Source organism: Maribacter corallii (assembly GCF_047345415.1).
Lineage (GTDB): Bacteria > Bacteroidota > Bacteroidia > Flavobacteriales > Flavobacteriaceae > Maribacter_C.
In genome coordinates this window covers 170,806-193,349 of record NZ_JBLFEP010000002.1, presented here as the reverse complement: position 1 = coordinate 193,349, position 22,544 = coordinate 170,806, and the positions used below count along the sequence as shown (strand labels likewise).

18 protein-coding genes are annotated in these 22,544 nt (G+C 43.9%); 11 read left to right on the top strand and 7 right to left on the bottom strand.

Annotated elements, in window-relative coordinates; translation table 11 throughout:
- Positions 1 to 80: 80 nt before the first annotated feature.
- On the bottom strand, positions 81 to 1,214 hold the full coding sequence (locus tag ACKWCA_RS06150) for a helix-turn-helix domain-containing protein (RefSeq protein ID WP_413977287.1): 1,134 nt from the start codon (positions 1,212 to 1,214) through the stop codon (positions 81 to 83).
- Between the two features lie 407 nt (positions 1,215 to 1,621).
- Between ACKWCA_RS06150 and ACKWCA_RS06145 the strand changes: the two genes are divergently transcribed.
- Entirely contained in the window at positions 1,622 to 4,012 is a 2,391-nt protein-coding gene (locus ACKWCA_RS06145; RefSeq protein ID WP_413977286.1) for an ABC transporter permease, read from the top strand.
- A 299-nt stretch (positions 4,013 to 4,311) separates the two neighbouring features.
- Here the strand turns inward: ACKWCA_RS06145 and ACKWCA_RS06140 are convergent, their stop codons facing one another.
- Complete coding sequence (locus ACKWCA_RS06140) at positions 4,312 to 4,530, bottom strand: hypothetical protein (RefSeq protein ID WP_413977285.1); 219 nt, start codon at positions 4,528 to 4,530, stop codon at positions 4,312 to 4,314.
- A 266-nt stretch (positions 4,531 to 4,796) separates the two neighbouring features.
- Between ACKWCA_RS06140 and brnQ the strand changes: the two genes are divergently transcribed.
- Complete coding sequence (gene brnQ, locus ACKWCA_RS06135) at positions 4,797 to 6,095, top strand: branched-chain amino acid transport system II carrier protein (protein ID WP_413977284.1); 1,299 nt, start codon at positions 4,797 to 4,799, stop codon at positions 6,093 to 6,095.
- On the opposite strand, the gene ACKWCA_RS06130 is transcribed toward brnQ, so the two are convergent.
- Both ACKWCA_RS06130 and ACKWCA_RS06125 read right to left on the bottom strand, forming a co-directional pair.
- Positions 6,092 to 6,868, bottom strand: coding sequence for a LytR/AlgR family response regulator transcription factor (locus ACKWCA_RS06130; protein ID WP_413977283.1), 777 nt, complete (start codon positions 6,866 to 6,868; stop codon positions 6,092 to 6,094). The genes brnQ and ACKWCA_RS06130 overlap by 4 nt on opposite strands.
- Positions 6,858 to 7,907, bottom strand: a complete 1,050-nt coding sequence (locus ACKWCA_RS06125) for a sensor histidine kinase (RefSeq protein ID WP_413977282.1) — start codon at positions 7,905 to 7,907, stop codon at positions 6,858 to 6,860. Before ACKWCA_RS06125 ends, ACKWCA_RS06130 begins: the two co-directional genes overlap by 11 nt.
- A 201-nt stretch (positions 7,908 to 8,108) precedes the next feature.
- Between ACKWCA_RS06125 and ACKWCA_RS06120 the strand changes: the two genes are divergently transcribed.
- The 3 genes from ACKWCA_RS06120 (at position 8,109) to ACKWCA_RS06110 (ending at position 11,632) form a co-directional block, all read left to right on the top strand.
- Positions 8,109 to 9,293, top strand: a complete 1,185-nt coding sequence (locus ACKWCA_RS06120) for a hypothetical protein (RefSeq protein ID WP_413977281.1) — start codon at positions 8,109 to 8,111, stop codon at positions 9,291 to 9,293.
- A gap of 171 nt (positions 9,294 to 9,464) precedes the next feature.
- Complete coding sequence (locus tag ACKWCA_RS06115; RefSeq protein ID WP_413977280.1) at positions 9,465 to 11,039, top strand: amidohydrolase family protein; 1,575 nt, start codon at positions 9,465 to 9,467, stop codon at positions 11,037 to 11,039.
- 269 nt (positions 11,040 to 11,308) lie between these two features.
- On the top strand, positions 11,309 to 11,632 hold the full coding sequence (locus ACKWCA_RS06110; protein ID WP_413977279.1) for a hypothetical protein: 324 nt from the start codon (positions 11,309 to 11,311) through the stop codon (positions 11,630 to 11,632).
- Between the two features lie 72 nt (positions 11,633 to 11,704).
- On the opposite strand, the gene ACKWCA_RS06105 is transcribed toward ACKWCA_RS06110, so the two are convergent.
- Positions 11,705 to 12,997 (bottom strand): aminopeptidase P family protein, encoded by a 1,293-nt coding sequence (locus ACKWCA_RS06105; RefSeq protein WP_413977278.1) that lies wholly within the window; start codon positions 12,995 to 12,997, stop codon positions 11,705 to 11,707.
- 111 nt (positions 12,998 to 13,108) lie between these two features.
- Between ACKWCA_RS06105 and ACKWCA_RS06100 the strand changes: the two genes are divergently transcribed.
- Positions 13,109 to 16,270, top strand: coding sequence for a WD40/YVTN/BNR-like repeat-containing protein (locus ACKWCA_RS06100; RefSeq protein ID WP_413977277.1), 3,162 nt, complete (start codon positions 13,109 to 13,111; stop codon positions 16,268 to 16,270).
- Between the two features lie 18 nt (positions 16,271 to 16,288).
- Positions 16,289 to 17,740: a M20/M25/M40 family metallo-hydrolase gene (locus ACKWCA_RS06095; protein ID WP_413977276.1), complete on the top strand. Its 1,452-nt coding sequence runs from the start codon at positions 16,289 to 16,291 to the stop codon at positions 17,738 to 17,740.
- A gap of 6 nt (positions 17,741 to 17,746) precedes the next feature.
- Here ACKWCA_RS06095 and ACKWCA_RS06090 read toward each other — a convergent pair whose 3' ends face one another.
- Complete coding sequence (locus ACKWCA_RS06090; protein ID WP_413977275.1) at positions 17,747 to 18,322, bottom strand: peptidylprolyl isomerase; 576 nt, start codon at positions 18,320 to 18,322, stop codon at positions 17,747 to 17,749.
- Between the two features lie 107 nt (positions 18,323 to 18,429).
- Positions 18,430 to 18,717, bottom strand: a complete 288-nt coding sequence (locus ACKWCA_RS06085; RefSeq protein WP_413977274.1) for a hypothetical protein — start codon at positions 18,715 to 18,717, stop codon at positions 18,430 to 18,432.
- A 293-nt stretch (positions 18,718 to 19,010) separates the two neighbouring features.
- Between ACKWCA_RS06085 and ACKWCA_RS06080 the strand changes: the two genes are divergently transcribed.
- The 4 genes from ACKWCA_RS06080 to ACKWCA_RS06065 are packed head-to-tail and all read left to right on the top strand — an operon-like array spanning position 19,011 to position 22,246.
- On the top strand, positions 19,011 to 20,321 hold the full coding sequence (locus ACKWCA_RS06080) for an ADP-ribosylglycohydrolase family protein (protein WP_413977273.1): 1,311 nt from the start codon (positions 19,011 to 19,013) through the stop codon (positions 20,319 to 20,321).
- A 32-nt stretch (positions 20,322 to 20,353) separates the two neighbouring features.
- A complete protein-coding gene (locus tag ACKWCA_RS06075; RefSeq protein WP_413977272.1) occupies positions 20,354 to 20,839 on the top strand; it encodes a GyrI-like domain-containing protein in 486 nt (161 codons plus the stop codon).
- Between the two features lie 49 nt (positions 20,840 to 20,888).
- On the top strand, positions 20,889 to 21,857 hold the full coding sequence (locus ACKWCA_RS06070) for a ThuA domain-containing protein (protein ID WP_413977271.1): 969 nt from the start codon (positions 20,889 to 20,891) through the stop codon (positions 21,855 to 21,857).
- 2 nt (positions 21,858 to 21,859) lie between these two features.
- A complete protein-coding gene (locus tag ACKWCA_RS06065; RefSeq protein ID WP_413977270.1) occupies positions 21,860 to 22,246 on the top strand; it encodes a DUF2721 domain-containing protein in 387 nt (128 codons plus the stop codon).
- Positions 22,247 to 22,544: the final 298 nt, after the last annotated feature.

The window sequence follows — 22,544 nt, the reverse complement described above, 5'->3', positions numbered from 1 at the left end:
AAGGGCATCTCCGATTGCTTTAGAAGGCTAAAGATGCGTTTAAAAAGATCGAAAGACACGTTTTGGTCCGTTTTTTTGTCCTATCGCTCGTCTTGGGACTCTTTCAATGTCTTCTCAATATAGGCTAAAGGCGAAATACCGGTAAACTTCTTGAAGATTCTGTAAAAACTACTTTTTGATTTGAACCCACAAGAGAACCCTATTCCGGCAATGGTATACTGTTGAAGGGCATTCGCACTTAGTTTTCTTTTGGCCTCTTCAACCCGATAACGATTTATGGACTCATTAAAGGAACTCCCCAGAACCTCGTTGAAAAATGCCGAGAGCTTTCGCGTCGAGATCTCCATCTTATGCGCCAGTGCGGTCAAACTCAAGTCCTTTTCCAAATAGAGACGATCCGTTTCCATCAGGTCATTGTACTTATTCTTGAAGTAGGTAATTTCATTTTTGTTGAGGTAGACCGATTTCGTTCTTTTTATCGATACTACGCCGGTATCATGGGCTAAAAACGAAGGCAGGAACACGGTAGATTGTGTGAGTCCGTAATATCCAATATACAGCATAGCGCATAACAAGAAAAAGACAGTGATATAGGCGTCCCAAAACACGCTGTACCCAAAAATCAGTTCATTAAGGGTTATCATCAAATCCACTAGAAGCACCATGAGAAAACTAAAAAGAAATTTTTCTAACCAGAAGAAGTCTTGAGTAGTGAGGTTCACTTGATGATGGTCGACTACTGTTTTTTTCAGGGAATAATAGATTTTCAGTGCTAGACCAAAGTAAACGATTCCGAAGAGATCTTGTAAGAGTCCCCAGTTGAGATAGTGATCCGAAAAATTGAGATACGAAAGCTTCAAACCAAGGACTTTAGGGAGGTTGTAGAGAATCAAGAACAGTAGAAAGGGTACAAAATGCCCGAAATTCTTCTGGACCAGGTTCTTTCTCGGGTAAAAAATGGATTGTATATAGAGATACACCAACGGAGGAATAAACAAGCGCACTCCGTTTTCAAGGCAAAAACTGATGGTCTTGAGGATATAAAGCTGATGTAAACTTGCGTAAAAGTAAAGGAAAACAAATACGGTAAACGCCCAAAAGACGATCAAGATCAATTGCGGCAGCTTTTTGTTCTTGACTCTTAGTAGCCCGAATAATGCCAACGCGTTCAGTACGATTCCGAATATCAGCATAAAATCGACTACTAACTTCAATAGAATTATTTAATAGGGTTATTCGGTTCACCTTAAAATCACTTTAAAGATATTCATATTTGCGGACGACTCATGTAACCACCAAAAAAAGTAAGTTTTACGTATTGAATTTCGCCGCTATCCATTTTCTTGTGTAGCATGTGAAAGTAGTTGATCTACTCATTATCCAAGTAAAAGTAATCTCAACCAGGGTGGCAGTGTATAATTAATGGACATCAATTGTAAATTTTCTTTACACTACATCGCTGAAATTCATCCCAAATAACACTAACACATTGATTTAAAACAGCTTACATACTTGGCATAATTTTAGGGCTCATCTTGTCCATGTGGGAGGTGTCTCAATTTCTTTACCTGAAATAGTTAAAGAAGCGCTCAAACCACGAGTAAATCATAATGTTGTATCCATGTTGAAAAACCATCTAAAAATCGCTTGGCGAAACCTCAAAAAGAACAAAGGCTATTCGATTATCAATATCGGAGGACTTGCCGTTGGAATCGCAGTGGTGATGATGATAGGGTTATGGATTTACGACGAAGTCACTTTTAATACTGATCACGACAACTATAAGGATATCGCCCAGGTCATGGTGCACAAAACCTCGAATGGAGATATGCGGACGCGTTCCATACTACCATATCCCATTGGTGACGAACTGAGGAATACCTACGGTAGTGATTTCAAATATATCGTGATGAGTTCGGGTCGTGGAGATCATATTCTTTCGGTCGGGGAAAAAAACAGTACACGACATGGAGCTTATATGGAAGCTGATGTTCTACGAATGCTCTCGTTACAGATGCTAAGGGGAACCGAAAATGGATTGGCCGAACCCAATTCCATTGTCATTTCGAAAGCTACGGCCAACGCATATTTTGGTGATGCAGAACCTGTGGGGCAACATATGCAGATCAACAACGCATTGAACGTTTTGGTCACGGGGGTATTTGATGACCTTCCCTACAATTCCGAATTTAGGGGGCTACAATTCATTGCGCCTTGGAAACTATACGTTTCTTCTACGGATTGGGTGCGAGAAGCTCGTGATAGAACCTTATGGGACAATAACTCTTACCAACTCTATGTGCAGGTTTCGGAAAAATCGGAGATGGGCGTCGTCAGCGATAAAATCAAATCCATTATTTACAATAATCTGTCGGAAGTTGGCAAACGAAGTAACCCTGAGCTATTTCTACACCCCATGAAAGACTGGCATCTAAAATCAAGTTGGAAGAACGGGGTACAGACTGACGGGCTCATGCAATATGTTTGGCTTTTCGGAATCATAGGGCTTTTTGTATTGCTATTGGCCTGTATCAACTTCATGAACCTGTCGACCGCCCAATCGGAGAAACGTGCAAAGGAAGTAGGTGTCCGAAAAACAGTCGGTTCAAGCAAGCATCAATTGATAGTCCAATTTTTTATTGAATCGGTATTGGTAACGTTTTTTGCCTTCTTAGTAGCGGTAAGTTTGGTTTTAACATTGATTCCTTACTTCAATGTATTGGCTGACAAAGCGATTGTCTTTCCCATAGCAAACCTGGCCTTTTGGCTGATATGTTTAGGTTTAATCTTTATTACAGCGGTCTTGGCAGGAAGTTATCCGGCACTGTACCTCTCTTCCTTTAAACCCGTAAAAGTATTGAAGGGAACCATCAAATCCGGCAGGTCGGCCCTCTCTTTTCGCAAAGTCTTAGTGATAGGGCAATTCACGATTTCTTTGGTTCTTATCATTGGAACATTGGTGATACGAGACCAAATCGAACATTCAAAAGACCGTCCGGTCGGCTATGAGAAAAGCCAATTGGTCATGATCGAAAAAACTACTGAAGATTATGAGGGCAAATACAACTTGCTTCGCGAGGCACTAATTCAAGAGCGGGTGGTTGACGAAATGTCGGAATCCTCGAGTCCGTTGACCGAAGTCTGGAACAGCACGGGAGGATTTGACTGGGAAGGCAAAGATCCTGAGTTCGACACCAATATGATTACGTTCTTTGTCTCTCATGACTATGGTAAGACCGTGGGCTGGGAGCTTATAAAAGGCCGGGGCTTTTCAAGGGAATTTGCTACCGATTCAACGGCCTTTGTGTTGAACGAAGCGGCCGTGGCGTATATGGGGTTGGAAAATCCTGTCGGCAAGACGATTCGATGGGCGGGTCAAGAACATGAGGTCATAGGCGTCGTTAAAAATATGGTGACCGAGTCTCCTTTTGAACCCGTAAGACAAGCGATTTACTTGATTGACTACACCAATACGAATTGGATCGAGCTTCGGCTATCGCCGTCAAAAAGCATCACCCAATCGCTCGCACAAATTGAGACGGTTTTTCAGAAGTACGTACCGAATGTTCCGTTTCAATACCAATTTGTCGATGAGGCCTTCGCCGGAAAATTCAAGGCTGAAGAACGAATAAGACACCTTTCGGGAATATTCGCTTTTCTGGCTATTTTTATTTGTTGTTTGGGGCTATTCGGACTTGCATCGTTTGTTGCGGAACAACGCACCAAAGAAATAGGAGTCCGAAAGGTGCTTGGAGCTTCTGTGCTCAGTGTATGGAAATTGCTCTCCAAAGATTTTGTGGTACTCGTATTGATTTCTTGCCTTATCGCGGTACCCGTTGCCTACCATTTTATGAACCGATGGTTGCAGAACTATGAGTACCGAATAGAAATCTCTTGGTGGGTTTTTGGCTTGGCAGTAGTAGGCGCTTTGGTGGTTGCCTTATTGACCGTTAGCTTTCAAGCGCTCAAAGCCGCTTTTGTAGATCCGGTCAAAAGCTTGCGCAGCGAATAGCCCTAAAAAAGTGTTTGTTCAATTTCATATCAACCGAGCTCGAATATCCGGGATCGAAGTGATTCTGTTCATATGATACGTGCGAAATCATCATCAAAAAGAAAACCGACCTTATTGGTCGGTTTTCTTTAAAAAAATTCCCGGAAGGTCAAGCGCAATCCTTTCTAACTGTTGTGGGGCGAACGACAGATAAGAGTAGCGGAGCTAACTTGATTTCCGGGAATACGTTGCGAATTCAAAATCTTACGAATTCCGAATTCAGGTGCCAAAGCATAGTAAGTCCTGAACTTGATTCAGGGTTATGCCGCCTGTTCAGCGGCCCTATGTCTTTTTTGATATATATTTTCCAAGGTTTTATTGATATCCTGTAATTCAGGAGTCAAAATGGAAAGGTTTCCACTCACGTCGGTGGTAACTTCCTTACCGCAGTGAATGCACTTGTATTCTTTGATGTGTTGGGTAACTTTTTTTGAAACCGAATAGTGGTGTCCAAAAATGCTGCAAAAAACTTTTTTCATGTTTGTAGGTATTGAAATGGCTTCCGGTATTTGGGGACCAAAAACACATTTTGGAAAATTTGGGTCAATTGTTCATCACGTAGTGATTGCTAATACCATCTTAGAACGCCTTCCTCTTCTCTTTTATTGAGCGTCATGGTCGTTTCCATCTGGATTTTCGATGAACTGCATTTTATTCGATGAACGGTATCATTTATACGATGAAATACACTATTGTCCATGGCTTATTTTTCGGTTATCTTTCCAACCGAAACAACAACCCATGAATGAATACCACTAAGGAAACCCTCGTTAGCGCTTTTGCGCTATTCTCTTTGTTCTTTGGAGCGGGCAATCTGCTCTTACCACCACTCTTAGGGTACAATGCCGGAGAAGATTGGTTGTGGGTAACCTTGGGCTTTATGATTACCGCCGTGCTCATTCCGCTTTTAGGTATATTGGCGCATGCGCGTTTACAGGGTACGATGTTCGACTTTGGAAAGAAGGTCTCTCCGACCTTTAGTACCATTTACTGCATTATCGTTTACCTGATTTCGATGACCATTCCCTCACCGAGAACGGCATCCGCTACACATGAAATCGCTATTCATCCCAATTTTGGTACCAGTCCCTTATTGACCAGCAGCGTATATTTTGCCCTAGTTTTGCTCTTCGTTTTAAATCGTTCAAAAATATTGAGTTTTATAGGGAAGTTCTTGACGCCATTGATTGTTATTATGCTCTTAGGGGTCATTGGTATAGGACTCTTTTCCTCGGACGGGGTGATGAATCCCTCCACATTTGAAGCTCCAGTCGTCAGTGGTTTATTGGAAGGGTACCAAACTTTTGATGCCATTGGGGCCGTAGTAGTTGGTGCCGTAGTCATTATTTCATTGAATTTAAGAGGGCACCATTCGTTCGAAGCAAAAAAGGATATCCTTCGGAAATCAGGTTTTATTGCCGGTTTGGGCCTACTACTGATCTACGCGGGTTTGATTTCCGTAGGTTCATTTTTCGGGACGGATATCGAAGTCGATCAAACCCTAAGTGGTGATATGCAACGTGCCAATCTTTTACACGGAATCAGTATCACATCCCTAGGTGCATTCGGAAACAAAGTGCTCAGTATTTTAATAGCCCTGGCCTGTTTTACAACCGCGGTGGGCATTGTTACCGGAACGGCCGACTACTTTAAAGGGCTGTTTAAAGAGTCACAAAAAGCCTATGTCATCACTGGAATCTTGGCCTGTTGTATCGGGGTTTTAATCGGGCAGCTCGACTTTCACTCTATTGTCATTATCGCCATTCCCGCGCTGATGTTTATTTATCCGATTACCATTATCCTTATCCTTTTGAATGTGGTACCCGAGAAGTACGCTTCGCCCATGGTCTTCAAAACGGTGGTCGTCACCACAATGATTTTTAGCATCCCTGATTTTCTAGGGAGTATCGGTCTTGGAGAATTGACGAGTGGCCTCCAACCTTACATACCTTTTAGTAAATTCAGTTTGGGTTGGGTATTGCCGGCCTTCATCGTATTTGTGCTTTCGAATACCCTACCAAAAGGGAGCACTGTAAAACACTAACTTTCCCCACTTAAAAATCGCTTGAGCCAACTGGATCGTTCTTGGCTGATTTGTACCTGTTCATGATATGCCGGCTGCAAGTCAATACTGAATTGCCCGGGTTTTGAACTTCTCAACTTGACAATGGAGGAGAAATTGGCCAAAAGCTGTCGATTTAACCGTACAAATTGCTTGGGGTCTAACTGCGACTGTAGCTGCCCCAACGAAAAATCAACAGGAAATACCTTGCCATCCACGGTTTTGGCAAAAACGATTTCCTGACGAAAAAAATAGGCGATCTGGTTGGTCAAGACGGGAACTAAGGCATTTCCGGCTTTCAATAAAAAACGATTCCTGTAGGCCGGAGCTTGGTTTACGCGATACTGTTGCAAGGCCTCTAAATTCTTAAAGGACCAATCGATTTTCGAATTTGGATAAAGGCGATCATACTTTTTTAAGGCTACATCCATACTGTCTTGGGTTACAGGCTTCAGCAGATAGTCAATCCCCGTGGTTTTAAATGCCTGTATCGCATACTCATCATAAGCCGTCGTAAAAATTATCGGCACGTCAACAGGAACCTCATCCAAAATCTCAAAGGAAAGTCCGTCCGATAATTGAATATCCATGATGATCAACTCGGGCCTAGGGTGTTCTTTTAACCAGCGGACGGCCTCCTTCACATGGGTGAGGCATGCTAAAATGGCCATGGGAAACTCCGAATTCCGGATGAGGTTTTTTAGGTGCTGCTGTGCTTTGGGCTCATCTTCTATGAGTAAGACTTTAGTGCTCATATGTCTGTTCGATTAAAGGTATGGTGACAGAAAATCGATTGTCCGAAACATCCACGACTACTATGGCGTCCGTTAATAAATCATAGCGCCGAATGACGTTTTGTAAACCTGTATTATGACTAGTGGGCTTCGGTTTCGGCCGCACCGTATTCTGTATCTTTAAGGAACCTGTCTTGGAAAGAAACTGAATCGAAATCGGGTGCTGTTCATTTATTTGGTTATGCTTGAACACGTTTTCAATGATCTCTTGCAGTACCAAGGGCGGAATATATTTACCTTGTAAATGTTCTTCAACTACCGAGTCGCTTATGACAAGACCATTACCATATCGTTCTTTGAGCACCTCTAAATACTGTTTCACCACCTTAAACTCTTCGGCCACCGGTATCAAATGATCCCTGGTGTTTTGTAGTACGTGGCGATAAATACCCGAAACATTATTGAGAAAGCGTTTGGCCAAGACCTTGTCTTCATCTATTAAATAGTATAAGGTATTGAAGTTGTTGAACATAAAATGCGGATCCAATTGGTTTCGGAGCATGTGTAGATTAGCCGTTGTGATTTCTTTTTTGAACCCTTCATTGCGTATATAGGAACTGTAATAACGATCCTTCCAATGAAGGAGAAGAAAAAACAGGCCGAAAATAACGCAGAGGATGAGTCCGATCAAAGCAGCGGAAATCATATGCTGCAACATTGGAGGTTCACTGTAAAATACCAAATGATCCAACCACTTGAAAAAATAGAAGAGCAAGGTATATCCCAAGGTTCCCAATAACACACTATAGGTGAAAACCAGGGCCTGTCGTTTTATGGAAATATCACCTTTTGTTCGGTTTAGCATGCTGCGCTGTACCCATCGAACCAACTCCAACGAAACAAATACCATGGCCAACAAAAGCGTATTCAAGAGCAGATTGAATTTCGGAGGTTCTCTAAAGCGAGAGAATATCGAAATCATAATAAATAAAAGAGAAGAAACCACTAAGGCCAAGACTAAACGCCAAAGCCAGGGTATTTTATGAATGGTCGTCGTCATATCAAGAGATTGTTGAACTAAATGTACAGATTTGAATACTATATTTCTGAGCGAATCTGGTTTTTAAAAAAGGTTCACACAGGTTTTATCGGCCTTCATGTTTTAAGTATTTGATTTCACGAGCATCATTAACCGTTCTATATATATCGATTTATGGGCAACAAGGTCATCAGCTATCTTTGACCGAACAAACATTGATTCATGAAATATCTCGTCTTCCTATTTATCGGCACCTATTTAGTATCCGCTCAAAATGACCTTCACCTTGATGAAAATACCTATCAAGTAGCTACACTGAATGAAACGGTGTTTACCTCTCTTATGGAAAAACAAATTCTGGAGAGCCAGTTCATTTTCGTGGGAGAGCAACATGGGATCAAGGAAGTGGGAGAAATCGCCAATGCCTTGTTCGATTTGGCATACCCAAAAGGCTATACGACACTTTGTATTGAGACAGACGCGCTACTGGCCCAAAAATTGAAGCAAATCGCCTCATCGGAAGAGCCACTGCAAGCCGCGGAAAAACTAAGCAACGCCTTTCCTTTTGCCATTCCCTTTTACAATACCAAAAACGACTATACCCTATTTAAGAACGTAATCGACAAGGGCGGTGAGCTATGGGGCATCGATCAGACCTTTATGGCGCAATTCCGTCTGAATTTTGACCATTTGATCCAGACGACGGAGAATACCGCTTTCAAGGAAAAACTCATTCCGCTGAAACAACGTGCCATGGCAGCCTACAAAGAAAGTATCGACACCAAGAATTTCGATAAAATGTTTTGGCAAACCTATGACGAAGCAACACATCAAGAGCTATTGGCGCTAAGCGATAACCCAGAGGAAAAGGAGATTCTAACGCAATTATGGAAAACAAAGGAAATCTATGGATACAACAATGACAAGAGATATTATTTGAACAATCAGGTACGCGGCCAGTTGATGAAAGACAATTTCAACAGCTATTACAAAAAAGCGCTGAAGCAGGTGGAAATCCCTAAGGTCATCTTCAAGCTCGGTGCTACCCATGCTACCCGCGGACTTAGCATGACCAATATCTACGACATTTCAAATTACGCCGCTGAACTGGCACATTTCAATAATAAAAAGTCGTTGCATTTTATGGTCGCCGGTATTACGGGAAACGCGATGGTCGGTAATCCATTCGCGGAAAACCCTATTGCTCCTTTCGACAATACCGAACAATTACCCAAGGAGCTGCAAGAACTTGTTCCCACATTTACGAAGAAGTATACCCTAGTCCATTTACAACCCCTACGCGAATACGCGTATGGCAAAAAGTATTCGGAAGCCCTAAAAAAGTTCATCTTCAATTTCGACTTTTTGGTCTTGGTAAAGGATGCACAAGCACTTACGCCCTTCTAAATACATACAAGGCATTGACGTTATACACAAGATTAGGTATCACAGGTCGATCCAAGGTTAGAAAAAAGTCGGATTCAAATTAGGGTAGGTAAGTTGCCTTTGTCAGCCATTTACTATCTTTAAGAAGAAGGTCTTGGCACATCTTGTGTGCCTTACCTAAAACCGACCCTTATGAAACGTATACTTCTTCTTGTCTTGCTAACCAGTACCTTTTTGACCAAAGCCCAAGTAGCACCCGCTCCCGACCGTGGTTCGGATGAAGGCGAAGGCCCTTTTGACCGTTTGGTCATTCGCGGTGCGACCTTGATCGACGGAACCGGAGCCCCTCCTTTCGGGCCGGTCGACATTGTTATCGAAAAGAATAGAATTGCCGATGTAGTCTTGGTCGGCACTCCAAAAGTTCCGATCAATGCAGAAGACCGTCCGGAAAAAGGCACCAAGGAAATCGATGCCCATGGCGCATACGTATTGCCCGGTTTTATTAATATCCATACCCATGTTGGTGGCAATCCGAAAGCACCGGAATCGGAGTATGCCTATAAACTATGGATGGGCCATGGTATCACGACAATTCGTGGTGTGCCTGCGGGGGAACTGAACTGGGTTGAAAACGAGAAAAAGCGTAGTGCAGCCAACAAAATCGTGGCGCCGCGAATTATCAATTTTCAAGTGCCTGGAACTGGGGTCGATTGGAAAGGCGGACCCTTACTGACCCCTCAAAAAGCTAGAGAATGGGTGGCTTGGGCCCACAGCGAGGGCGTCGATGGCATTAAGATCTTCAATCTAGATCCCGAAATCTTCAAAGCAGCAGTGGATGAGGCGCGAAAACGAAATATGGGCTCTGTAGCCCACCTATCTCAGATGATGGTAGGGCGCGTAAATGCTAGGGACGCTGCAGAAATGGGTCTGCACAATCTAACTCATTTTTACGGACTGTTCGAGTCATTGTATAAAGAGGAAGACATTCAACACTGGCCAAGAGACCTTATCTACAATGATGAACAGCAGCGTTTTAGCCAAGTGGCCTATCAATGGGACAAAATTCATGCAAGGGGAAGTGACGAATGGAATGAACTCATCGATTTCTTTTTGGAAAAAGATTTCATTCTCGATCCCACCATGACCGCCTATCTTGGGGGTCGCGATGTGATGAAGGCTCGCAATGCGGACTGGATGGACACCTATGTACTTCCATCTCTTCAAGAGTTCTACGATCCGAATAGATTGGATCACGGCTCTTATTTTTACAATTGGACAACCTGGGAAGAAGTAGCTTGGAAAAACTTCTATCGGGTCTGGATGTCCTTTTTGAACGATTACAAAAATGCCGGGGGCCGGGTAACCGTTAGCGATGATGCTTCCTTTATTTACAACCTCTATGGATTTGGGGTCATTGAAGAAATGGAATTGTTGCAAGAGGCCGGTTTTCACCCTTTGGAAGTGATTCGAGGCGCTACGCTTCACGCTGCTGAGGCGCTCTTTGAACCCAAAGGCAAACCCATTGAATTCGGTATTGTGCGCCCAGGTCTATTGGCAGATTTGGTAATCATAGACGAAAACCCTATTGAAAATCTAAAAGTGCTGTACGGAACAGGATTTCCAAGATTGAATGACGAAACCGGGGAAGTAGAACGGGTCGGCGGTGTAAAATACACCATCAAAGATGGGATACTCTATGATGCCAAGCAGCTTCTTAAGGATGTGGAGGAGATGGTTGAGGAACAGAAAATGAAAACCAAGGATTAGACTATACTGAAAAGGTTGCACTTCCGATGCTCAGGGCTTAACGGCTTGAGCAATGCGTCTTCATTGTTCTGAAGCGATGTACTAAATTTTATACGGGTTCCATCAGCGCTTTGATAGTTTGATTAGAACATTCTTTTCCTTCATAAAAACTAGGTGTATCCTAATTCTCCCCAAAACCTCACAGCGATATTCGAAAAGTTTATGTCGTTGTTATCTCCGTGTAGTACCTCGCCCATACATTTGTCTCAAATAATACTAAAATAGAAATCATGAAAAAATTACTAGCAAGTGCTGTACTTCTTATAGGATTCTCCTTCACCGCCACCGCTCAAGATAGCATGGAAAAGAAAGAAATGCAGAAAAAAGAAACAATGATGAAAAAGGAAATGGCCGAAAAAGAGAAAATGGCCCGAATGGAGGAAAAAGCGACCATGGCCGAGGAAAAGAAAATGAGCGACATGAAAAAGGAAGACGCCATGATGAAGCAAGAGAAAAATACCCAGATGAAAAAGGCGGAAATGGCCAAAATGAAGAAGAAAGAAAAAATGGAAAAGGCTGCTATGAAGAAAGAGAAAGCTATGAAAAAGAGCTAATCTCCATCTTTTTTCATTGGAAAAGCGGCCCTAGAGCCGCTTTTTTATTTTAAATCCGAATGCTAGATAAGTTTATGCGTTCATCAACTCCTCGATCTCCTCCACTTCAATCGGAATCGTCGCCATTAGATTCAAGGGTGCCCCGCTTTCTTGGATTACAACATCATCTTCTAAACGAACACCCATTTGCTCATCAGGAATGTAAATACCAGGCTCTACCGTAAAGACCATATTCGCTTTCATCGGCGTTTTTAATTCCCCATAGTCATGCGTGTTCAACCCGATGTGATGACTGGTACCGTGCATAAAGTATTTTTTATATGCTGGCCAATCTTTGTTCTCGTTTTGCACGTCGGCCTTATCCAACAATCCTAATCCTAAAAGTTCCGAAGTCATCAACTTCCCGCATACTTTATGGTATTCCGCCCAAATAGTTCCGGGTACCAATAGCTTGGTCGCTTCATTTTTCACCCGTAAAACCGCATTGTAGACATCCCGCTGGCGTTGGGTAAACTTCCCGGAAACCGGAACGGTACGTGTCAAATCACTGGAGTAATTCGCATACTCCGCGGCCACATCCATAAGAAGCATATCCCCATCCTTACATTGCTTATTGTTCTCAAGGTAATGCAAGACGTTCGCATTGTCTCCTGAAGCGATAATCGGGGCATAGGCAAAGCCTTTGGAGCGATTTCTTAAAAATTCATGGGATAATTCCGCTTCAATTTCATATTCCCAGACTCCTGGTTTGATGAAACCCAACAATCTGCGGAATCCCTTCTCGGTGATGTCACAAGCGGTCTGCATCAATTCGATTTCCTCAGCCTCCTTCACTCCTCTAATCTCCTGTAAAATCGGATTGCTCTTTGCATACGAATGCGCAGGATATTCCTTCTTACATTTTGCGATAAACCGATCTTCCCGGGTTTGGGTTTCTACTGCCTGGCGATAATGCTCATTGGTATTAAAGTAAATTGTTTCGGCTTCCGTCATTAAATCGAAGAAGACCTTATCAAAATCGGTGAGCCAATAAATGGTCTTGATTCCTGATACCTCCGTCGCTTTTTCCTTCGTCAATTTAGCACCTTCCCAAACCGCAATATGTGCATTGGTCTCCCGTACAAAGAGCACTTCCCTATGAGCTGCGTCCATTGCCTCTGGAAACAGTAATAAAATCGTTTCTTCCTGGTCCGCGCCGCTCAAATAAAAAATATCGCGATGCTGTTCGAAAGGCATGGTACTATCAGCACTTATCGGATAGATATCATTTGAATTAAAGATAGCAATACTCTTTGGCTTCATTTGGGCCATGAATTTTTTGCGGTTTTTTTTAAAAAGGGAATTGGAAATTTGCTTGTACTTCATATTGATTTACTTTGATGTCCTAAATGTAAGAAATACGACAGGCATACCATCTGTTATAGGGCGACAATTTTGTACTTTTAGGTGCTATTCATTTAATTACTACGAGACTTTATGCGGACCAACCTAAAACGTATCGCTCTTTTTTTGTTCCTTCCCTTCATTACCTTTTCGCAACAAGACCCATCGGTCTTTGAACACCTGAAATTTCGATTTATCGGCCCTGAGGGAAATCGCGCCATCGCCATTGCGGGCGTACCCGGCGACCCTATGATCAATTACATCGGGGCGGCTTCAGGAGGGCTTTGGAAAACCACTGATGGCGGACTCAATTGGAACTCGATTTTTGATGCACAGGAAGCCTCTTCCATAGGCGCTATTGCGATAACGCCCACCAAGCCCGATATTGTCTGGGCGGGTACCGGGGAAACTTTTGTCATTCGCCCTGCACATGCCATGGGCGACGGCATCTACAAATCTGAGGACGCGGGTAAGACATGGAAAAGAATGGGCTTGGAAAAAACGGGACGCATCGGTCGCATTCTGGTCCATCCGACCAATCCCGATGTTGTTTATGTCGCGGCTTTGGGCCATACCTATGGTCCGCAGCAAGACCGCGGCGTCTACAAAACCGAGGATGGAGGCCAGACTTGGAAACGCGTTTTTTTCGTTGACGAACATACTGGCGCTGCTGAATTGGCTTTGGATCCCAAAAACCCGGATCGGTTACTCGTAGGCATGTGGTCGATTCACATCAATACCTGGGGATTGCGAAGTGGGGGTCCGGGAGGTGGGGTATACCGCTCTGTGGATGGAGGAACTACTTGGGAGGCGCTTTCAAAAAAGGGATTGCCCGGAGGTGCGGAAAATCCTGTGGGAAAGACTGCGGTCGCTATCTCCCATTCCGAGCCGAATATTGTCTATGCCCTTTTTGAAATCGATAGTCCGGCCTTATACCGTTCCGAGGATTTCGGGGATACCTGGTCGCTACAGACCCGAAACCATGATATTGCCGAACGCGCACCCTACTACACACGAATGGCCGTCTCGACTTCCGACCCGAACGAACTGTATTTCGCCAGTGTAAAGTTCAGTATTTCACAAGATGGCGGAAAGACCATTGATGCGGGATACAAGGCCGGGGGTGACAATCACGACATTTGGGTCGATCCGACCAACTCGAACCGTATTATGGTAGCCCATGATGGATGCGCCAGTATGAGTTTGAACCATGGAAAAACCTTTAACCGAATCGTGCTTCCTATTGCCCAGATGTACCATGTTTCCGTAGACGATCAAATTCCGTATAATGTCTATGGCAACCGACAGGATGGCTACTCGTACAAGGGCCCGAGCAATAGTCTGCAGGGTTATATACCGGTCGGTTTATGGAAAGGTGTAGGGGGTTGCGAAAGTGGTTTCGCCCAGCCTGACCCTCACGACAATGACATTGTTTGGTCAGGTTGCTACGACGGCGGATTACAGCGTTACAATGCAAAAACAGGACATGCGCGGGATGTGCGGGTATGGCCTGAAGCGGGGTATGGCTGGGCCCCGGCCGATATGAAATACCGATGGCACTGGAATTTTCCATTGGCTTTTTCACCCCACACCAAACATCGGGTATATGTCGGTAGTCAATTTGTACACAAAAGTGATGACGACGGTCAAAGCTGGCAGGTAATCAGTCCTGATTTAACCCTGAACGACAAATCACACCAACAAAGTTCTGGCGGCATCGCGGTGGACAATCTGATGACCTTCGACGGGGCTACTTTGTTCAGTATCGTCGAGTCGAATCTGGAACCCGGATTAATTTGGACAGGCAGCAACGATGGGCAAGTGCAGCTGACAAAGAATGGTGGGGCGAACTGGACGAACGTTACCGCAAATATTCCCGATTTACCCAAATGGGGTACCATAGCCAATATCGAGGTGTCCCGCTACAAAAAAGGTGCTGCATACCTCACCGTCGACCTGCATCAGATGGGCGATTTTGATCCCTATGTGTACAAAACGGAAGATTATGGCCAATCTTGGAAATTGATCAGTGCTACGATGCCCAAATCCGTGCACAGTTTTGCCCATGTTATTAAGGAAGACCCCAAACGTGAAGGCATGTTGTATTTGGGTGTTGATAACGGTATTTATATATCCCTCAATGACGGTGAAAGCTGGATGCGACTTCGCAACAACCTGCCCCCTGCTCCGGTCTATTGGCTAGAAATACAAGAGCGTTTTGATGATTTGGTCGTAGGCACCTACGGAAGAGGGTATTATATCTTGGACAATATTTCTCCCTTACGGGAATTCGACAGTGATGCCCAGGGCAAGGAAGCACATCTTTTCAGCCTTCGGCCTGCCTATCGTTTTCAGAACCTACAGAGCATCAAAACCGATGGGCCGAGTATGAATTCCGGAAAGAATCCTGCATATGGTGCCGAAATCAATTATTATTTAAAGGATAGTACCGATCAAAAGGTAGAAATTCAAATCATCAAAGGAACGGATGAAATTATTCGCACCCTAAAAGGCAAATCATCAGCAGGTATCAATCGTGTTATGTGGAATCTGCGTTACGAACCTACCTATAAACCCAAAATCAAGACCACACCGCCTGGAAGGCCATGGGTACAACTCAATGGCGAAGGTTGGCGCCCTTTGGTCACCTGGGATCTCGATTTGATGCGCGGTCAATTTGGGCCCAAGGTGGTTCCCGACACCTATAAAGTGAAGCTAATTGTGGGGAATCAAGAATTCATCAGGGAATTGGATGTCTTAAAAGACCCTTCTACTGAAGGTGCCATCGAAGAAATCAAAGCGCAGGTGGCTTTTTCATTGGAGCTTCGAGATGCGATGAATATTGCGGTAACCCTCATCAATGATGTGGAGAACATCAAAAGCGAACTACAGGAAATCATCCCGAAGTTAAAAAAGCAGTCGGATAAAAAAAGGGCACGCGACCTATACAATTCGGCCCAATCGGTGGTCGGGGCACTTTATGATATTCACCTCACCGGCGCAAGGGAAGATGCGTTTCGTTCGCCCATGAAACTCTATGGCCGTCTAAGTGCCCTAGCTAGTGATATCGGTGCGTTCGGTGTTGACTTTAAACCGACCGACCAACAAAGGGAGGTATACGCCATCTTCAACAAGCGCTTGGAAAACACGCATACAAAATTCAAAAAATTCATGACCATCGAAGTGCCTAAATTGAATAGTCAAATCAAGAAAAGTGAACTTCAAATTCAAGGTGGAGAAAAAATCAAGTCCTAACTAAAACCAATTCATCACATGAGACAGTGCATTCTTTTTATAGGTATTACCCTCTTGGCCATTTCTTGCCAAGCGCCCCAGAAAACAGAAAATCAAGCGGAACTCTTTGCCCGAATCGATACTGAAATCAAGCAAAATTCACAAGCCTATGAGACATTAAAAGAAGCCTCTGAAACTATTGGACATCGCCTAACCGGTTCAGAAAATGGCTCCAAAGCGGAAGAATATACGTTTAACAAGTTCAAGGAATACGGTTTTGAGGATGTGGCCTATCAAACGTTTGAAGTTGAAGCTTGGGCCAGGGATCAAGTTTCCCTTAAAATCAATGAGAACCCTGTCAAGGTAGTCACTTTGGGGCATTCTCCTGTTCAGGCCGAGATTACGGGGGATATCGTGGATATGGGCAACGGACTTGAAGCCGATTATCTAGCGCAGCCTGGTGCAGTGAAAGACAAGATTTCCTTGGTCTACATCGGACTACTTGATGGCAGTGAAGAAGGACTGTCTAACTTACACCGTAGTGAAAAGACCGCCTTGGCGATTAAATATGGGGCCAAAGGGATCATCATTATCAATCAAGTGCCCAATGGAGTACTACTTACGGGAACGGCGTCAGTCACCGGGGAATTGATTCCTATTCCCGCAGTATGTATCGGAAAAGAGGATGGTATGGCCCTGAAGGGAAATTTGAAAACCGATAAGGCCACAGCCTATATTGAAATGACCAATACGAGTGATCTGATTAAAGCACGAAATGTGGTCGCCACCTTAAAAGGCAGTGAAATTCCTGAGGAGGAAATCGTTATCGGAGGACATCTCGATTCATGGGATTTGGCCACTGGGGCCATTGACAACGGTATCGGATCTTTTGCCATATTGGATATTGCAAGAGCTTTTAAGGCGAACGGATTACAGCCCAAGCGAACCATCAAATTCGTCATGTTCATGGGGGAAGAGCAAGGTCTTCTTGGATCGCGATACATGGTTGACGAAGCCGTAAATGCCGGGAAAATCGACCAAATAAAATATATGATGAACCTCGACATGTCAGGAAACCCCATCGGTATGAATGCCGGTGGACAATTGGAAGATGAGAACTTTTTCAAGACACTTGGTGCCGCTATCCAAAAGCAGGATACGATTTACCAGAACAATTTCTCCAACCGCTCAGGATTACATAGTGACCATCAGCCTTTTATGTTGGAAGGGGTGCCTATTTTGTCCGTCCAAAGTAATCTAGACCGTTCCATTTACGGATGTTACCACTCCGATTGTGATGATTTTGATTTAGTGAATAAAGAACATATCACGAACACCGCTCGATTCGGAACGATGATGTTGTATGGTCTGGCCAACGCGAAAAAATTACCGGCCACTAAAATGGATAGTGAAACCACTAAGGAATTCATGATCAAAAACGACCTAAAAGAAAAATTGATAATCGGTGGTGATTGGAAATGGGGTGATTGATTCTTTTCATTCGGGCAGAACACCCAAATTTCTCAGCTCATCAGCTGTTTTTGTAACGATATTGACATCCAAGGATATCGGGGTCAAGGGTTGATCAATGGAGTCACGTTGCACTGAGACAATGGCATCGACTACGTCCATACCCTTAATAACTTTACCAAACACAGTGTAATCCCCATCAAGTCGATGTTCGCCTTCCTTGTTTTGAACGATATAAAATTGACAACGTGCCGATAGCTTCTTAGGGTTACCATCTCTACCAGCACCAACTGCACCGTATACATGTTGGAGCGCATCATTGAACTCAGGGGCTAAGAGGTACTCTGGGTCATTGAATCCTTCTGGCGTATCGGGGCATCCCCCTTGTACCACAAAATCGGGAATCACCCGGTTGAAGGTTAGGGAATCCCAATAACCTTCGGTCGCCAGCTGAATAAAACTCTTTTTATGGTTGGTGGTTTCATCATACAACCAAACCAAAATATCCCCTTTTGGCGTTTTGATTTCACCCATTTGATAGGTCTTTTGAGCGGTACAGCACATAATTGCCCCCAAAAGGAAAAAAGAAAAGAGAAGCCTCATCCTAAATGTTTACGAGTTCGATCAAAAATAAGCATTCGTTTACAGCATTAAAAAACCCACCCGTTTATAAAAACTGGGCGGGTTGATTATTTGCTTTTATTGATTTTCTATTTCGACATGGCATTTTTAATGACCCCGATGATCGCCATTAAAACACCACCACCGACGCCACCTCCAGCGACACTGCCCAATATGCCAGAAATATCCATTCCGCCATCAGCGGCTGCACCCATTCCTAACATCCCGAGAAGTTGACCTCCAAGGCCACCCCCTAGAATACCGACGATGGAGTTACCCAACGTCCCTAATGACATATTTTTCAATAGTTTTCCGGCTACATTGCCCCCAAGGGCACCTGCAACCAATTGAATGATAATCGGTAAATACGCTTCCATTTATTTTACAGTTTAGTTGGTTATGTATCAATAAATTAACAAAATATTAAGGTAATACGCAAAATATACGTTGGTTTTTTATAAAAATCATAATATTAGTTTGATGAGATTCGCGAAAATCGTATAAAATACATGCTTATATTCGTAGTTGAATAATTAAACCTTGCCGCACCACAATGAGAAAAAGCCGCGCCCACTCCTTAAAAGTCTCCACAATCGCCGTATTCATATGTCTATTGTTCTCTTGTAAACAAAATGAAAAAACAAATAGGGAGAAATCGCAAAATACGTTGATGGACACAACTTTGACCTATCAACCTTATAGTGTAAAGGCAACCGACCGATTGATAACAAGAGCTGATTACGCCGATAAATTGTATGGTTTTTGGCTGGCACAATGTATCGCCAACTGGACGGGTTTAGTGACCGAAATGGACAAAGTGGGGAATATTGGCGAAATCAAAACAGGAAAATTCTATACCCGAGAAGATTGGGGTACGCTCGATCTTCCAAATATTTGGAACGAAGAACCCAGTGACCTATCCGAAACAATCGATTTTGTCTTTCGAGGGGAAAATGAAGTTTGGGGCGCCGACGACGATACCGATATCGAATACATGTACCAGCATCTACTCTACACCAATCAGACCAGTATGCTTACGGGTGACCAGATACGGAAAGGCTGGTTAAAACATTTGAAACACGAAGAGGAAAACTATCTCTGGGTAGCGAACCAAAGGGCGCTCGAACTTATGCTCGATGGAGTCGTTCCGCCCAAGACCAGCGATCCGGCCATAACCAAGGATACCATTTATGACAACTATTATGAAATGATCGATGCCCAGTTGACGACCGAGATCTTTGGTTTTTTTGCACCTACCAGACCTGATGTTGCCCTAAAGATGTCGCATTTGCCCATACGTACCACGGCACGCGAAAATGCAGCCTGGATATCGGAATTCTATGTGATTATGTATGCGCTGGCTCCTGCCGTGGATGAAGATCTCACGAAGAAAGAGCAGGTGTTGTGGATGGCCGATAACGCCAGAAAAAGACTCCCCAATGATTCCTATGCCGCAAAAATGTATGATTTTGTCAAGGCTCAATATGAACAAAACATTTCATGGGAAGCCGCACGTGATGCGGTTTATGAGCGTTATCAGGTACAACAGGAAGATGGTTACAACATCACTTCGAAAGCTATTTTCTGCAACGGTTGCTTTGTAGGCGGAATCAATTTTGCGGCCAGTATCGTCAGTCTATTATATGGAGAAGGTAATTTAAAAGAAACGATAAAAATAGGCACCCTCAGTGGATGGGATTCCGACAATCCGACTGCCACCTGGGGTGGACTGCTAGGGTTTATGCATGGAAAAGAGGGCGTTGAGAAGGCCTTCGGTCAAAAATTTTCAAACCAATTCAATATTCATCGAACACGGGTCAATTTTCCCAAGGATGGGCTTGATACTTTTGAGCACATGTCAAAAATTGGAATCTATATTATTGACCGCGTGGTTCAGGAAGAAATGGGCGGTGGAATCGACCTTGCGAAAGATGTATGGTGTATCCCCCAAAAAGCATTGGAAATCGAACCTGCGCTATAAAACGCAACGTCCTCATCAAAACACACCCATTTGTGGAATCAAGAATTGAACTATTGCCAGAAAAAATCCTGATTGGAAAATCAATGCGGATGTCCTTGGCGCAAAACCGTACGCCAGTGCTTTGGCGGGGTTTTATGATGGAGAAAGGGCAGATAAAGGATCAAATAGGCTCTGATCTATATTCCATTCAGGTGTACGATGGACTACAGTATTTCGAGACCTTCAGCCCAACGACCGAATTCACAAAATGGGCCGCCACAGAAGTTCGGAAAATCGAAAATATACCAAATGGTTTTTCTTCTATTGCCTTAAAATCAGGGCTGTACGCAGTTTTTATCCATAAAGGCACCTCTGCGGACTTCCCGCGGACCTTTCAATATATTTTTTCGCAATGGCTACCGAAATCAGGGTATGAACTAGATGACAGACCGCATTTTGAACTCTTAGGGGAACGGTATAGAAACAATGACCCCTCCTCGGAGGAAGAGGTCTGGATTCCGATTAGAAAGAAAGCCTAGTTGCGATTCCATTAGGGAAACAGTACATTTAAAACTCAAACTAAGAATCGTGAAACACATCTACTCCATTGCATTTGTTTTTTTACTCGCATTTTGCCCAAAACTCCATGCACAAGAAACCGAGACCATCAACGTGCTTATTGTCGACGGTCAAAACAATCATCAACAGTGGCCTAAACTAACGGCCATGCTCAAGAATTATCTTGAAGAAACACAACTTTTCAAGGTAGACGTAGTGCGGTCCGCCTATACTTGGGAAGGTGAACAATACATCTCCGAATTCCCTATTGAAGGTGTGCCTCCGACCATTGCCTTGGAGAAACCCAAAAGCGATCCAGATTTCAGTCCCGAATTTTCGAATTATGAGGTGGTCATCTCCAATTTTGGTTGGAATGCAGCGGCTTGGCCCGAAAAAACGAAACAAGAATTTGAAAAATACATGGAAAATGGTGGCGGTTTGGTCGTTTTCCACGCGGCAGACAACTCCTTTCCCCAATGGGAAGCCTATAACAAGATGATTGGACTTGGTGGTTGGGGAGATCGCACGGAAAAAGATGGCCCTTATGTCTATTACAACGATGCCGGTGAGCTTATTCGAGACAATACTTCTGGGCCAGGAGGCGCGCACGGCCCACAAAGCGAATATCAAATCAAGATCAGGAATACCGAGCATCCTATCACCAAAGGTATGCCAGAGTTCTGGATGCATACCAAGGATGAACTATACAATAGCCTGCGCGGACCCGCAGAAAACATGGACATCCTAGCTACGGCATACGCCGACCCCGAAAACAAGGGTACTGGCAGGCATGAACCAGCCTTAATGGCCTTGACGTATGGCAAAGGCCGCATTTTTCACAATATTATGGGTCATGCCGACTATTCGGCAGATTGCATCGGTTTTATAACCACTATGCTCCGCGGAACGGAATGGGCCGCTACGGGAATGGTGACCCAAGAACTCCCCGAGAACTTTCCCGATATGGAAACTTCCCGTTCGCGCACCCCTGAAAAATAGCCATGGAACTCAGTTTAAGTATTCCTGCCCTACTATTTCCGGCCATATCTTTGACGATGCTGGCCTATAATGCGCGATACCTGGCTATTGCTGCGCTTATACGGCAACTGCACCAGAAGTATCAAGAAACCGAGTCAGAGTCGGTGGGCTTACAAGTTAAGAAATTGAATACGCGGTTGACCCTCATCAAAAACATGCAGGCCTCCGCCATTTTCAGTTTTCTCCTTGCAGTCATCACTATGGCCTTAATCTATTTTGAGTTTGCCTCTTGGGCGAATCTAATATTTGGTATCAGTCTTTTGTCATTGATGGTTTCATTGGTTCTCAGCCTTATCGAAGTGCAGCTTTCTACCAAAGCGCTTTCCATTCAATTGAAGGATATGGAATAACCGTGTCAATTGGAGTCTTGTTTCTAGAAAACCAATCCGTCGATGCAGCGGAATCGGTGAACTACGGGTACCGACCAAGTGGTCGGTTCTGTATGCTGCAGCCTGCACAAAGAAAGCGACTCCTCTCGATTTCGAGTCGAATACTTTCGTTCAATTACTGTTCTTAGGCCCTAATCTGCAGGAAATACAACCCATTAGACTACTCGGTCTGTTTCGTACTAAAGTGGACGTACCGTTCATCTAGGGCATGAAACACTAGATACCACCCTTAAGCCTATTTAAACGTTTACGAAACATA

Bases quoted from the DNA above. Each gene is read 5' to 3' on its own strand.
- ACKWCA_RS06105 (WP_413977278.1), bottom strand. From the start codon at position 12,997: ATGAAGTACAAGCAAATTTCCAATTCCCTTTTTAAAAAAAACCGCAAA.
- ACKWCA_RS06065 (WP_413977270.1), top strand. From the start codon at position 21,860: ATGGAACTCAGTTTAAGTATTCCTGCCCTACTATTTCCGGCCATATCT.
- ACKWCA_RS06100 (WP_413977277.1), top strand. From the start codon at position 13,109: ATGCGGACCAACCTAAAACGTATCGCTCTTTTTTTGTTCCTTCCCTTC.
- ACKWCA_RS06120 (WP_413977281.1), top strand. From the start codon at position 8,109: ATGAAATATCTCGTCTTCCTATTTATCGGCACCTATTTAGTATCCGCT.
- ACKWCA_RS06125 (WP_413977282.1), bottom strand. From the start codon at position 7,907: ATGACGACGACCATTCATAAAATACCCTGGCTTTGGCGTTTAGTCTTG.
- ACKWCA_RS06115 (WP_413977280.1), top strand. From the start codon at position 9,465: ATGAAACGTATACTTCTTCTTGTCTTGCTAACCAGTACCTTTTTGACC.
- ACKWCA_RS06085 (WP_413977274.1), bottom strand. From the start codon at position 18,717: ATGGAAGCGTATTTACCGATTATCATTCAATTGGTTGCAGGTGCCCTT.
- ACKWCA_RS06110 (WP_413977279.1), top strand. From the start codon at position 11,309: ATGAAAAAATTACTAGCAAGTGCTGTACTTCTTATAGGATTCTCCTTC.
- brnQ (WP_413977284.1), top strand. From the start codon at position 4,797: ATGAATACCACTAAGGAAACCCTCGTTAGCGCTTTTGCGCTATTCTCT.
- ACKWCA_RS06140 (WP_413977285.1), bottom strand. From the start codon at position 4,530: ATGAAAAAAGTTTTTTGCAGCATTTTTGGACACCACTATTCGGTTTCA.
- ACKWCA_RS06090 (WP_413977275.1), bottom strand. From the start codon at position 18,322: ATGAGGCTTCTCTTTTCTTTTTTCCTTTTGGGGGCAATTATGTGCTGT.
- ACKWCA_RS06130 (WP_413977283.1), bottom strand. From the start codon at position 6,868: ATGAGCACTAAAGTCTTACTCATAGAAGATGAGCCCAAAGCACAGCAG.
- ACKWCA_RS06095 (WP_413977276.1), top strand. From the start codon at position 16,289: ATGAGACAGTGCATTCTTTTTATAGGTATTACCCTCTTGGCCATTTCT.
- ACKWCA_RS06080 (WP_413977273.1), top strand. From the start codon at position 19,011: ATGGACACAACTTTGACCTATCAACCTTATAGTGTAAAGGCAACCGAC.
- ACKWCA_RS06145 (WP_413977286.1), top strand. From the start codon at position 1,622: ATGTTGAAAAACCATCTAAAAATCGCTTGGCGAAACCTCAAAAAGAAC.